The organism is Micromonospora sp. HM5-17 (assembly GCF_003762835.1).
In the GTDB taxonomy this organism is placed as follows: Bacteria; Actinomycetota; Actinomycetes; order Mycobacteriales; family Micromonosporaceae; genus Plantactinospora.
On record NZ_RJWA01000001.1, the window covers coordinates 1074037 to 1086909 of the forward strand.

11 protein-coding genes, 1 pseudogene and 1 riboswitch are annotated in these 12873 nt (G+C 73.1%); of the genes and pseudogenes, 8 read left to right on the top strand and 4 right to left on the bottom strand.

Annotated features, from left to right (window positions below):
• Positions 1 to 70 precede the first annotated feature (70 nt).
• Together EF879_RS04950 and EF879_RS04955 are read right to left on the bottom strand one after the other, a co-directional pair.
• Entirely contained in the window at positions 71 to 1672 is a 1602-nt protein-coding gene (locus tag EF879_RS04950; RefSeq protein ID WP_123554990.1) for a hypothetical protein, read from the bottom strand.
• A complete protein-coding gene (locus EF879_RS04955) occupies positions 1669 to 2655 on the bottom strand; it encodes a glycosyltransferase family 2 protein (protein ID WP_123554992.1) in 987 nt (328 codons plus the stop codon). The genes EF879_RS04950 and EF879_RS04955 overlap by 4 nt, the downstream gene beginning before the upstream one ends.
• A gap of 476 nt (positions 2656 to 3131) precedes the next feature.
• On the opposite strand from EF879_RS04955, the gene EF879_RS04960 reads away from it, so the two are divergent.
• The 8 genes and pseudogenes from EF879_RS04960 (at position 3132) to thiC (ending at position 10449) form a co-directional block, all read left to right on the top strand.
• Positions 3132 to 4088 (top strand): aldo/keto reductase, encoded by a 957-nt coding sequence (locus tag EF879_RS04960; RefSeq protein WP_199736124.1) that lies wholly within the window; start codon positions 3132 to 3134, stop codon positions 4086 to 4088.
• Between the two features lie 138 nt (positions 4089 to 4226).
• Positions 4227 to 4335, top strand: a riboswitch (TPP riboswitch).
• A pseudogene (gene thiE, locus EF879_RS04965) lies at positions 4330 to 4947 on the top strand (thiamine phosphate synthase); the annotation flags it as partial. It overlaps the preceding riboswitch by 6 nt.
• A gap of 113 nt (positions 4948 to 5060) precedes the next feature.
• Positions 5061 to 6224, top strand: a complete 1164-nt coding sequence (gene thiO / locus EF879_RS04970; RefSeq protein ID WP_123554996.1) for a glycine oxidase ThiO — start codon at positions 5061 to 5063, stop codon at positions 6222 to 6224.
• Positions 6215 to 6415 carry a sulfur carrier protein ThiS gene (thiS, locus tag EF879_RS04975; protein ID WP_123554998.1) on the top strand — a complete coding sequence of 67 codons (201 nt, stop codon included), beginning with the start codon at positions 6215 to 6217 and terminating at the stop codon, positions 6413 to 6415. Before thiO ends, thiS begins: the two co-directional genes overlap by 10 nt.
• A 14-nt stretch (positions 6416 to 6429) precedes the next feature.
• The gene (locus EF879_RS04980) at positions 6430 to 7227 is read left to right on the top strand and encodes a thiazole synthase (protein WP_123555434.1); all 798 of its coding nucleotides are present in this window, start codon (positions 6430 to 6432) and stop codon (positions 7225 to 7227) included.
• 182 nt (positions 7228 to 7409) lie between these two features.
• Positions 7410 to 8006 (top strand): thiamine phosphate synthase, encoded by a 597-nt coding sequence (locus tag EF879_RS04985; RefSeq protein ID WP_233604252.1) that lies wholly within the window; start codon positions 7410 to 7412, stop codon positions 8004 to 8006.
• Positions 8003 to 8860, top strand: coding sequence for a bifunctional hydroxymethylpyrimidine kinase/phosphomethylpyrimidine kinase (thiD, locus tag EF879_RS04990; RefSeq protein WP_123555438.1), 858 nt, complete (start codon positions 8003 to 8005; stop codon positions 8858 to 8860). Before EF879_RS04985 ends, thiD begins: the two co-directional genes overlap by 4 nt.
• A complete protein-coding gene (gene thiC, locus EF879_RS04995; RefSeq protein ID WP_123555000.1) occupies positions 8857 to 10449 on the top strand; it encodes a phosphomethylpyrimidine synthase ThiC in 1593 nt (530 codons plus the stop codon). The genes thiD and thiC overlap by 4 nt, the downstream gene beginning before the upstream one ends.
• 140 nt (positions 10450 to 10589) lie before the next feature.
• Here thiC and EF879_RS05000 read toward each other — a convergent pair whose 3' ends face one another.
• Together EF879_RS05000 and EF879_RS05005 are read right to left on the bottom strand one after the other, a co-directional pair.
• Entirely contained in the window at positions 10590 to 11360 is a 771-nt protein-coding gene (locus EF879_RS05000; RefSeq protein WP_123555002.1) for an ABC transporter ATP-binding protein, read from the bottom strand.
• A gap of 195 nt (positions 11361 to 11555) precedes the next feature.
• Positions 11556 to 12737, bottom strand: a complete 1182-nt coding sequence (locus EF879_RS05005; protein WP_123555004.1) for an ABC transporter substrate-binding protein — start codon at positions 12735 to 12737, stop codon at positions 11556 to 11558.
• Between the last annotated feature and the right edge of the window lie 136 nt (positions 12738 to 12873).

Below are 12873 nucleotides of genomic sequence, written 5' to 3' on the forward strand. Positions count from 1 at the left end.
ACCGGTCGTGGTCGACCACGGCAACCCTGGCGCCGCGCGCCGGCGGCGGTCGCCCTCTGACCGTCCCGGCTCAGCGCGCGCCCACGGCGGCCCGGACAGCGGCGACCGGGACCAGGGCGTAGCGCCCGTCCCGAGCCACCGCGTCCGCCGCGACGGATTCCGGCAGCCAGGCTGGCCGGCTCGCCAAATCCATCAGCACCAGTTCGTCGGGGCGGGCGGTGGCGGCGAACAGCTCCGCACGGGTGAGGAGCCTCGGCTGCAGGTCCCAGTAGTAGGCGAGCCAGCGGGGAGTGTTCAGCCGACTGCCGACCACCCAGGCGTACCGCTGGCCGGACGGGGGTTGGTGCTCGGCGACGAGTCGACCGGCCCGGGCGGGTTCGGCGACGAGCCGCTGCCCGACCGGACCGAGGACCAGCATCCCGAGGTACGCCGCGAGTCCGGCGCAGGTGAGCGCCAGGATCCACCTCCGGACGGCGACCGCCACGGCGGGTACGGCGGCGAGCCGGTCGAGCAGGACGCCCATCCCCACCAGGCCGACCACCAGGACCGGGTACGACCAGTACGTGTGGATGAACGCGCCGTTGTGCAACACCAGGATCCAGGCGGCGGTGAAGGCGACGGCGAGCGCCAGGTAGCCACGGGTGCGTCGGTCGCGTAGCCCGACGAGTCCGCCGAGCGGTAGCGCGATGAGGTACCAGACCGGAAGCAGACCGCGGGCGTACCGCCACTGCTGGTGGAGGAACTGCCGCGGTGTGTAACCACTGCCGCTGCTGCGCAGCTCGACCTGGTCGCTGAGCAGGGTCAGCCCGGTGACCGCGACGACGAACGCGAGGCTCACCGCGACTCCGACCAGCACGCTGACGCCGACCAGGAGCACCACCCGGTCGAGGCGGCGCCGGGCGATGAGCAGCCAGCCGCCGAGCAGCGCCGCCAGCGTGACGCCGGGCCAGGACACGAGCGCGCTGAGCAGGGCGGCGACACAGGTGGCGGCCACCAGCCGGCGGGATGGTTCGGGCTGCCGGCGGAGCCGGACGATCCCGGCGGAGAGCGCCAGGATGGGGCCCAGGTCGATCATCAGCGGGCCGTAGACCCAGTAGAAGGTCGTGGCCACCATCAGCCCGAGGGCGAGCAGGACGGCGCTCCACCGGATCCCGAACCCGCGCAGCAGCGCGGCCCCGGACGGGATGATCAGCAGGGCGAGCAGGTAAGGCGGTAGCCACACCTGGTACTCCCCGTCTCCGGGGAGCAGCCCGGAGAGCACGGTGAGCAGGTTCAGCAGCGGGGGATGGTGGGCGTACGGCAGTGGGGCGTACGGCTCCCAGTCGGCGCCGAAGTGCGAGCCGAGCAGGCCCCGCTCCTGGACGTTTCGCAGGTGCAGGGCGTAGCGCCCGACGATCCGGCCCAGGTGGTCGTCGCCGAACGGCGCGTCGAGGCGGGGCAGCCAGGTCAGCGCGACCAGGCCGGTCAGGGCGGCGACGGCGTACCACCCGCGTCGGTCATCGCGCCGGCGCCGCGGGCCGGGCTCGTCGTGGCCGGGCCGGGAACCGGGCTCGCCGTGGCTGGCCGCGCCCGACGCGCGGCTCGGTCCGGCCGGCGGTGGCGAGGTCGCGGTGGCGCCGGGGCTGGCCGGCGTGCCGGTGGCCGGCCCCGGGCCGGTGTCGGCGGTGGTCACGGGCGACTCCCGCTCGGCCAGTCGACCCTGGACCGGACGATGAGGTCGGCGAGCAGCGCCACCGCGGCGATGATCAGCCCGGCGCAGAGCAGCAGCACCGTGTTGGTCGCGATCCGGACCGGGTGCACGACCAGGTCGTACCCGATCTTGGCGGTGCCGATGGCGAGCAGCCACAGCGCGGGCGGCATGAGCACCTTGAGCGGGTTGAAGTACATCACCATGCGCAGCACCTGCAGGAGGTAGCGGTAGGCGTCCCGGACGAGGTGGAACTTGGACGTCCCGGACCGGCGTGCGTACTCGATCGGGACGTACTGCACCTCGTGCTGGTTGTGCAGGAACGCCATCGTGATCGTCGTGACGCAGGAGAATCCGGGCGGCAGCAGCCGGAGGTACGGCAGCGAGACGTCCCGGCGGAAGGCCCGTAGCCCCGAGTTCAGGTCGGGAATCCGGGTGCCGGCGAGCCATTCGGCGATCTTCCGGATGAGCCACTTCGCGGGGATCCGCAGGAGCCGGTGGCTGCCCTGCTCGCTGGTCCGCGCCCCGACGACCTGGTCGACCTGGGGCTGGGCGAGCAGGAGTCGGACGAGTTCCGGGATCCGCTCGTTCGGGTAGGTCATGTCGGCGTCGGTCCAGACCACGACGTTGCCGCGGGCCTGCTGGGTGCCGATCCGGCGGGCGGTGCCGGAGCCGCCGTTGCGGTGGAAGGCCAGCACCCGCAGGTGCGGGAAGCGCGGGCTCGCCTCGCGCAGGATCCGCAGGGTGTCGTCGGTCGACGCGTCGTCGATCGCGATCAGTTCGTACCGGAGGCCGCTGGCGTCCAACGCCGCCGTGATCCGTTCCACCTCCGCCAGAACGTGCGCCTGCTCGTTGTAGCAGGGCAGGACGACCGTGACGTCGAGGCCCGGGCTGTCGTCCCGGGAAAGCTGCGCCGGGACCCGCGGGAGGTCCGCACCGGAATGGTCGAATCGGCCGGTCACCGCCATGGGAACCCACGCCTCCGAGCGTCGCCGCAACAATCGGGGAAGGGCAGGGAGTCAAATGGTCGTCGCATTCGTGCCCACCATATAGCAGCCTCCGGAAAATGCTCGCCACGTCGCCGTACGGCGATTCGCCGTGTCGTGAGGCGATTTCGCGAGTCGGATTCGGAAATGGTGTCGACGAATTGCCGGAACGGCTGTCCGGGGATTCTCGACGCGTTTGATCCCGTGTCCAGGTCACGTCCGCCGACGGCATCACGCCGGGCGCGCCGGAACGGCGGTCAGGGTGTATCCGGCAATTCTCGACGGGTGGTGACGTGAATTGTCGTCGGGTGGGCGATGCACCTCTCGTTCCTGCCTGGATACTGGGAGGACGTCCGCGGCGTCGCCGGACCGCCGGTGGTCGGCGCGTCGGGGCTGATCCGCCGTCGAAAACGGCGGGAAGCGGCCGTCCGACTCGCGGCGCGCGTAGAGTTGATCTTATGAGTGAGATGACCTATCGCCGGTTGGGCGACTCCGGCCTCGTGGTGTCCGTGGTCGGCGTCGGCTGCAACAACTTCGGCCGGAAGCTCGACGCCGCGGGGACCCGGGCGGTGGTCGACGCCGCGCTGGACGTCGGGATCAACTTCTTCGACACCGCCGACATCTACGGCGAGCCGAAGGGCCGGTCGGAGGAATTTCTCGGAGCCGCGCTGCGCGGCCGGCGCGACGACGTGGTGGTGGCGACCAAGTTCGGCATGGACATGGGCGGACTGAACGGGCCGGACCACGGCGCCCGGGGCGCCCGCCGGTACATCGTCCGGGCGGTGGAGGCGTCGCTGCGCCGGCTCGGCACCGACTGGATCGACCTCTACCAGATGCACCAACCCGATCCGGGTACGCCGATCGAGGAGACGTTGAGCGCCCTCGACGACCTGGTCCGGGCCGGCAAGGTCCGCTACCTCGGCAACTCCAACTTCGCCGGCTGGCAGATCGCCGACGCGGCCTGGACGGCCCGAACCCACGGCTGGGCGCCCTTCATCAGCGCTCAGAACGAGTACAGCCTGCTGCACCGGGACGTCGAGGCGGAGGTCGTACCCGCGGCCCAGCGCTTCGGGCTGGGTGTGCTGCCGTTCTTTCCACTCGCCGACGGGTTGCTGACCGGCAAGTACAAGCGTGGCGCCGCACCACCCGAGGGCAGCCGGCTGGCCGGCACGGCCCCGCGGTACGTGCAGCGGCTGGCTTCCGCCCCGTGGGACACCATCGAGGCCATCGAGAAGTACGCGGCCGAGCGCGGGCTGTCCATGCTGGACGTGGCGATCGGCGGGTTGGCCGCCCAGCCCGGGGTGACCTCGGTGATCGCCGGTGCCACCACCGCCGAGCAGGTACGCGCCAACGCGGCGGCCGGCCGCTGGCGGCCCTCGCCCGACGACCTGGCCGCGCTGCGCGCCCTCCTCTGACCCGCCGCAGGGCCGGGGGCGCCCCGAGCCGTGCGGGCCAGGGGAGCCCCCCACGCCGGCCCTGATCTCGTCGTCCGTCGCGTGTGCGTCGGGTCACGACTCTTTACGGCAGCGTTACCGAGCGCGTATCGTCGCCGACAAGTAACCCACGGGAGCCCGGTGTACCGGGCTGAGAGGGGGGCTAGAGCCCCCGACCGTCGAACCTGATCCGGGTAATGCCGGCGCAGGGAGGAGCGTTGCCATGCCGTCTCTCGGCCGACTTCATCTCATCACCGACACCCGGCCCGGTCGGGATCCACTCTCGACGGTGCGGGCCGCACTCGCGGTGGCCGGCCCCGAACTGGTCGTCCAGGTCCGGGTCGAGGACGACGTCGACGACCGGACGGCGTACGAGCTGGCCGGCGAGATCCTCGCGCTCTGCGCTCCGGTCGGGGCGACCTGCCTGGTCAACGACCGGCTGGACGTGGCGCTCGCGGTCGGGGCCGCCGGGGCGCACGTCGGCGCCCGGGACCTGCCCGTCGACGTCGCCCGGCGGCTGCTCGGCCCGGCGGCGGTGCTCGGCGCGACCGCCCGCGACCGGGAGGCGGGGATCGCGGCGGTGGCGGCCGGGGCCAGCTATCTCGGCGTCGGGCCCTGCCACGCCACCGCCACCAAGGACGGTCTCCCGGCACCGATCGGCCCGGAGGGAGTCCGCCGGGTCGCGTCGGCGGTCTCCGTCCCGGTGATCGCGATCGGTGGGATCACCGCCGCCCGGGTCCCGGCACTGCGGGCGGCCGGAGCGTACGGCGTGGCCGTGGTCGGCGCCCTCTCCCAGGCCGCCGACCCGGCCCGGGCCACCGCCGAGCTGCTCGCCGCGCTGGATGCCGTCCCCGGTCGTCCGAGCGGCGATCCCGCTCCGGTCGCCGCGACCGGATCCGATCCCGGTCCGCCACCCGGTGGAGGCGCTGGCGCGCACTCCGCCGGGGTGGCGGCATGCTGAGCCGCCGGCGACCCGACGTCACGGTGGTCGGCGCCGGCCCGATCGGGTTGGCGGTCGCCTGGCGCTGCGCCATCCGGGGCATGCAGGTCACGCTGTACGACCCGGCCCCCGGCTCGGGTGCCGCGTACGTGGCGGCCGGCATGCTGGCCCCGGTCACCGAGGCGCACTTCGGCGAGCGGACGCTGACCGCCCTGCTGGTCGCCGCGGCCGCGCGCTGGCCCGACTTCGCCGCCGAGCTGGCCGACCAGACCGGCAGGGAACTCGGCTACCGCACCGAGGGCACCCTCTTCGTCGCCCTCACCAGCGACGACCTCGCCGAGGCGGAGCGGCTCTGGACGTACCAGCGGGACCTCGGCCTGCCGGTGACACCGCTGCGGCCGGCGGAGCTGCGGGCCCGGGAGCCGTTGCTGGCGCCCCGGCTGCGCGGGGGCGCGCTCGCCCCCGACGACCACCAGGTGGACCCGCGTCGCCTGGTGGCGGCGCTGCGGGCCGCGGTCGAGGCGGCCGGGGTCCGGATGGTGACCCAGCCCGTCGCCGCGCTCGCCGAGCTACCGGCGACCGGCCGGGTGGTGGTGGCCGCCGGCTGCGGCACGGCCGCCCTCACCGGCGTACCGGTCCGGCCGGTCAAGGGGCAGATCCTGCGGCTGCGGGCGCCCGGCGGCGCCGCACCGGGATTCCGCCACGTCATCCGGGGTTACGCCGACGGGCGCTCCGTCTACCTGGTGCCCCGGACCGACGGGGAGGTGGTGGTCGGGGCCACCGTCGAGGAGCGCGGCGACCTCGACGTCACCGCCGGCGCCGTGCTCGAGCTGCTCCGCGCCGCCTCCGACGTGCTGCCGGAGCTGGACGAGTACGCACTGGTGGAGGCCCGCGCCGGGCTGCGTCCCGGCACGCCGGACAACGCGCCGCTGGTCGGTCCGCTGCCGGGGCGGCCCGACGTGCTGGTCGCGACCGGGCACTACCGCAACGGCATCGTGCTGACCCCGCTCACCGCGGATCTGGTCGCCGACCTGCTGGCCACCGGAGTGGCCGACCCGCTGCTCGCCCCGCTCGCCCCGGACCGGTTCGACATGACCGGTTCGACCTGCGACCCGGTCGGGGCCGGCGGGGGTGCCGAACCTGAGTCGTCCCGAGCCGGGAGGAAACCATGGAGCTGACCGTGAACGGAGTCGGACGCCAACTGCCCGGTGCCACCACCCTGGCAGAGCTGGTCACCGAGCTGACCCCGGACAGTCGCGGGGTGGCGGTCGCGGTGAACGGCGAGGTCGTGCCACGGGCCGGCTGGGCGGCCCGGGTGCTGCGCGACGGCGACCGGGTCGAGGTGCTGACCGCGGCCCAGGGCGGGTGAGCGCGGTGACGACGGTGGAACGGCCGCCCGCCACGGCCGCCGACGAGTTCGTCCTCGGTGGGGAGACGTTCCGGTCCCGGCTCATCCTCGGCACCGGCGGGGTGAGCAGCCCGTACCTGCTGGAGCAGGCGATCCGGGCCAGCGGGACCGAGCTGGTCACGGTGGCGTTGCGTCGGGTGGACAGCACCGCGACGATGGGCGGCGGCCTGCTGGACGTCCTCACCCGGTGCGGCGTACGGCTGCTGCCGAACACCGCCGGCTGCCGTACCGCCGCCGAGGCGGTGACGACGGCGCGACTCGCCCGGGAGGCGTTCGGAACGTCGTGGGTGAAGCTTGAGGTGATCGGCGACGACCGAACCCTGCTCCCCGACGCCGTCGAGCTGGTCGCCGCCGCCGAACGGCTGGTCGCCGACGGGTTCACCGTACTGCCGTACACCACCGTCGACCCGGTGCTGGCCCGGCGACTCGCCGACCTCGGCTGCGCCGCGGTGATGCCGGCGGGTGCGCCGATCGGCTCCGGGCTGGGCATCACCGATCCACACCAGCTCCGGCTGCTGCGGCAGAGCGTCGACGTACCGGTGATCCTGGACGCCGGTATCGGCACCGCCTCCGACGCGACGCTGGCGATGGAGCTGGGGTGTGACGCGGTGCTGTTGGCCAGCGCGGTGACCCGGGCGGCGGATCCGGTACGGATGGCGACCGCGATGCGGCACGCCGTCGAGGCGGGACGGCTCGCCGCCGGGGCGGGTCGGATCCCGCGCCGGTTCCACGCCCTGGCGTCCACTCCGGACGAAGGGCGGCCGGAGCTGTGAGCCGGCGGGGCGGGGGCGCCCGCGGCACGACCGCCACCGTCGACCGGAGGGACGCGGTCGCCGGCTTCGGGATTCCCGGCGGGGGTGCCGGTCCGGGAATTCCCGGCGCGACCCGGGAGACCGGCGGGGGCGGGAGCCACGAGGACGCCCCGCGCGGCGGCGACGGGGGTACGCCGCGCGGGATCGTGGTGGTCACCGACCGGCGGCAGGCGCGACAGCCGCTGCCCGAGGTGATCGGGGCCGCGGTCGCGGGTGGGGCGCGGTGGGTGCTGCTCCGCGAACGGGACCTGCCCCGCGCCGAACGGCTGGCGCTGGCCCGGCGGCTGCGGGAACTGCTCGCCCCGGTCGGTGGGACGCTGCTGGTCGCCGGGCCGGACCCGCTGGACGGCGACGCCGTGCATCTGGCCGCCGCCGGGCCGTACCCGCCGCCGGCGCTGCCGCTGGTCGGCCGCTCCTGCCACGACGAGGCCGAGCTGCGCCGGCTCTCGACCGAGGACTACGTCACCCTGTCGCCCGTCTTCCCGACCCTGTCCAAGCCCGGGTACGGCCCGCCGCTGGAGCCCGCCGGGCTGGCCCGGCTCGTCACCCGTACGCCGGTGCCGGCGCTCGCCCTCGGTGGTGTCGACACCCCGGAACGGGTCGCGGCCTGTCACGCCGCCGGGGTGGCCGGCGTGGCGGTGATGGGGGCGGTGATGCGGGCCGACGACCCGGCCGGGCTGGTTCGGAGCCTCGTCGCCGCGGTGGCCGAGACGACGGTTGACGGGAGGTGGGCCGGATGACCCCGCCGGTGGTGCTCACCGTGGCCGGCTCGGACTCCGGGGCGGGGGCGGGGATCCAGGCCGACCTGAAGGTCTTCGCCGCACTCGGGGTCTACGGCACCTCGGTGCTGACCGCGGTCACCGCGCAGAACACCCGCGCGGTCCGCGCCGTCTCGCCGGTGTCGGCCGAGATGGTGACCGAGCAGCTCACCGCGCTCGTCGAGGACCTGCCGCCGGTGGCGGTGAAGACCGGGATGCTCGGCGGTGTGGCGGTCGCCGAGGCGGTGGCCGAGGCCGCCCGGGCCGGCCTGTTGCCGAACCTCGTGGTCGACCCGGTGCTGGTCTCGACCAGCGGGCACCGGCTCGGCGCGGCCGACGCGGTGGCCCGGCTGCTGCCGTACGCGCTGGTGGCGACCCCGAACCGGGCGGAGGCCGCGGCGCTGCTCGGTCGGCCGGTCACCACGGTGGCGGAGATGGCGGAGGCGGCCCGGCTGCTCGCGGACCGGGGCCCCCGGTACGTGGTGGTAACCGGCGGCGATGCCGCGGCAGGCGACACCGGGCGGGAACCTGAGGCCGCGGTCGACGCCTTCTGGACCGGCACCGAGGTGCGACTGCTGCGCGGGCCGTGGGTGGCGACCCGGAACACCCACGGCACCGGGTGCTCGTTCTCGGCCGCGATCGCCGCCCGGCTCGCCCTCGGCGACGCGGTGCCGGCGGCCGTCGCCTTCGCCAAGCAGTACGTCAGCCGGGCGTTGCGCGGGGCCCGCAGGTGGGACCTGGGCGGCGGCCACGGACCGCTGGACCACCACGGGTGGTCCAGCGGGGACGACCAGGCGGACCCGGTGGGTCCCTCAGTAGGGAGGTTGGACGCGTGAAGGCTCGTCGCAAGGTGTACGTCGAGGGGAGCCGACCGGACCTGCGGGTCCCCTTCGCCGAGGTGGAGCTGACCGGGGACGAACCGCCGGTGCGGCTCTACGACACGTCGGGTCCGGGATCCGACCCTGCCGAGGGGCTGCCCCCGCTGCGGGGTACGTGGATCGCGGAGCGGGGCGACGTCGCCCCGGTCCGGGGCGCCGGGACCCCGCTGGCCGGCCGCGACGGTGCCCGGCCGACCCAGCTCCGGTACGCCCGGGCCGGGATCATCACCCCCGAGATGGAGTTCGTCGCCATCCGGGAGGGGATGCCGGCCGAGGTGGTCCGGGCGGAGATCGCGGCCGGGCGGGCGGTGCTGCCGCTCAACGTCAACCACCCCGAGTGCGAGCCCGCGATCATCGGGAAGCGGTTCCTGGTGAAGGTGAACGCCAACATCGGCACCTCCGCCGTCAGCTCGTCGATCGAGGAGGAGGTGGAGAAGCTGACCTGGGCGACCCGATGGGGCGCCGACACCGTGATGGACCTCTCCACCGGCAAGCGGATCCACGAGACCCGGGAGGCGATCATCCGCAACTCGCCGGTGCCGATCGGCACGGTGCCGATCTACCAGGCGCTGGAGAAGGTCGGCGGCGACCCGGCGAAGCTGAGCTGGGAGGTGTTCCGGGACACCGTCGTCGAGCAGGCGGAGCAGGGCGTCGACTACATGACGGTGCATGCCGGGGTGCGGCTGGCGTACGTGCCGATGGCGGTGAACCGCGTCACCGGGATCGTCTCCCGGGGCGGCTCCATCATGGCGGCCTGGTGCCTGGCACACCACGAGGAGAACTTCCTCTACACCCACTTCGCCGAGCTCTGCGAGATCTTCGCCCGGTACGACGTCACCTTCTCACTCGGCGACGGCCTGCGTCCGGGCTCGATCGCGGACGCGAACGACGAGGCGCAGTTCGCCGAGCTGCGCACCCTCGGCGAGCTGACCACGGTCGCCTGGGAGCACGACGTCCAGGTGATGATCGAGGGGCCGGGGCACGTGCCGATGCACAAGATCAAGGAGAACGTCGACCTCCAGCAGGAGGTCTGCCACGAGGCGCCGTTCTACACCCTCGGCCCGCTCACCACCGACATCGCCCCGGCGTACGACCACATCACCTCGGCGATCGGCGCTGCCATGATCGCGATGTACGGCACGGCGATGCTCTGCTACGTCACGCCCAAGGAACACCTGGGTCTGCCGGACCGGAACGACGTCAAGGCGGGGGTGATCGCGTACAAGATCGCGGCGCACGCGGCCGACCTGGCGAAGGGACACCCCGGGGCTCAGGCGTGGGACGACGCGTTGTCGAAGGCGCGCTTCGAGTTCCGCTGGGAGGACCAGTTCAACCTCTCGCTCGACCCGGAGACCGCGCGGTCGTACCACGACGCGACGCTGCCGGCCGCCCCCGCCAAGACGGCGCACTTCTGCTCGATGTGCGGGCCGAAGTTCTGCTCCATGAAGATCACGCAGGAGCTGAAGGAGTACGCGGCGCGGGGGATGAGGGAGAAGTCCGACGAGTTCGTCGCCGCGGGCGGGCGGCTCTACCTGCCGATAGCCTGAGCGAGCTCCGCGTCCCGGTCCGGCGCGGTCGGTCGGTGCGGGGTAGGGCCGGCGAACCGGCGCGCCAGCCCGCCCCCGCGAACCCGACCGGGCTGTCCCGGCCGGGCCGGTGGCCGGTTTGGCCGGGACAACCCCGGACCTCAGGCGGTCAGGGCGGGCTCGTGGTCGAGGAGCAGTTCGTGCAGCTCGGCACTGCACCGAGCGACGTCCTCGAAGTGCGCGTTGCGCCCAAGCGAGCGGGGCCGGGGGATGTCGATGTCGAGTACCTTGCGGATCCGCCCCGGCCGGGGGCTCAGCACGACGACCCGGTCGGCGAGGAGCACCGCCTCGTCGATCGAGTGGGTGACGAAGACGATCGTCGCCGAGTGTTCCATGTGGATCCGCTGCAACTCGACCGAGAGTTCCTCCCGGGTGAGGGCGTCGAGCGCCGAGAAGGGCTCGTCCATCAGCAGCACCTTGGGTTGCTGGATCAGCGCTCGGCAGAGCGACACCCGCTGCTGCATACCGCCGGAGAGTTCGTGCGGCAGGCGCTTCTCGAACCCGCTGAGCCCGACCATTTCCAGCAGTTGCCGCGCCCGGTCCCGATGCTCGGACTTGGACCAGCCGAAGATCTCGACCGGCAGCAGCACGTTGTCCAGGACCGAACGCCACGGCAGCAGGGCCGGACGCTGGAAGACCATGGCGATGTCCCGGCGGGGCTTCGTAACCACGGTGCCCCCGACCCGTACCTCGCCCGCCGTGACCGGAATCAGGCCGGCGATCAGCCGTAGCATCGTGGACTTGCCGCAGCCGGAGCGGCCCACCACCGCGACGAACTCGCCCTCCGCGACCTCCAGGTCAATGCCGCGCAGCGCCTCCACCGATCCGGACCGACCGCCGAAGGTCCGGGAGACTCCGGTGAGTCGGATCATCGCTCAGTCACCTCATTCGTCACCGTCGACAGTGGGGGACAGGCTATCCCGAGGCGTCCTGGCCGGCGAGCAGGGCTACCGCGTCCGGGCACACCGGCCGGAGCCGCCGGGGTCGGGTCACGGGGTACGTCGGTCGATGCCGGTGGGGAGGACGGGCCGGGAACGCCCGTCGCTCCCCACGGTCGGGCCGTCACCTCAGCCGGCCATCCGCCAGCGGCCGCCGCGGGCCACCAGCAGGGTCAGGGCCTGCGGCATCAGCCCGGAGTGGTTCTCGGGCGTCATCCGGATCGGGCCGGAGAGGCCGTCGGTCTCCGCCGTCTCCAGCAGCGCGCGGATGGTGTCCCGGTCCGGCGTGCCGTCCTCCGCCTCGGCCCGGTTGATCGCGTCGACGATCAGCTGCACCGCGTCGGCGGCGAACGACGAGTAGCCGTAGTAGCCGCCAAACCGGGCGGTGTAGTCCATGAACCACTGCTTCCGGGCGGCCTTCGCCGGGGTGGTCGCGATGACGTCGTCGATCGCCATGGTCTGGGTGAAGACCATGGTGGTGTTCTCCGCCGCCCGGGAGTTGCCGCCGATGAACAGGTCACCGGCGGCCACGCCGTCGAAGAAGACGTCGCCCTCGAAGTCCTCTTCCGCGAGGCTGGCGCTCGCCAGCGTGGCCTGTTCGGCCGGGGCCCAGACGACGACGGTGTCCGGCGCCAGCGCGACCAGCGCCTGGACCGCCTGGCTGACGTCGGTGTCGGTCGCTTGGACCGCACGGGCGCCGACGAGGTCGATTTCTGCCTTTTTCAGTTCGGCGGTCAGGGTCTGCAGACCCTCCTGCCCGTACTTGTCGTCGGTGTGCAGAAGGGCGACGTTCTTCGCCTTGCGGGTGCGGAGTTCGGTGACGATGGCGGCGGCGTTGTCCCGGGCGTTCGGACCCAGCTTGAACATGTACCGTCGCTCGGCTGCGGGGGCGGCGACGTCGCTGGCCGGAGCCAGGGCGATGGTCGGCACCCGCTTGTCGTTCACCGTCTTCGCGGCGCTGATGGCGCACTCGTTGCAGCTGCCCATGATGATGGCGGTGGTCGCCGGGTTGCTGGTGAACTCGCCGATGTTGCTCTCGGACACCTTCTGGTCGAACCGATTGTCCCGGACGTCCAGCCGAAGCTTGCGGCCGCCGAGCACGCCGGACTCGTTGACCTGCTCCACCTTGAGTTCCAGTGCGCGCTGGTAGGCCTTGCCGACCTGTGCCGCTGCGCCGGAAAGTTCCAGATCGGCACCAATCAGGATTTCGCCGGTTTCCTGTTCGGCGTCGCCGAACTGGCAACCGGTCAACGAGGTTGCCATGATGACCGACGCGAGCAACGCGGGTATCGCGGAGCGGATGGGCCTCAACTCAGTCCTCCATGTTTGCGGCGCGGCGGGGGGCCTGTCCGCGTCGCCGACGCCGTCCTCCACAATGGATCGGGAGGCGGTTCTGGCGTACGGTTCGCGCGAAGCCTTCAAACCCGCAAAACCTTGCCAATGCCGG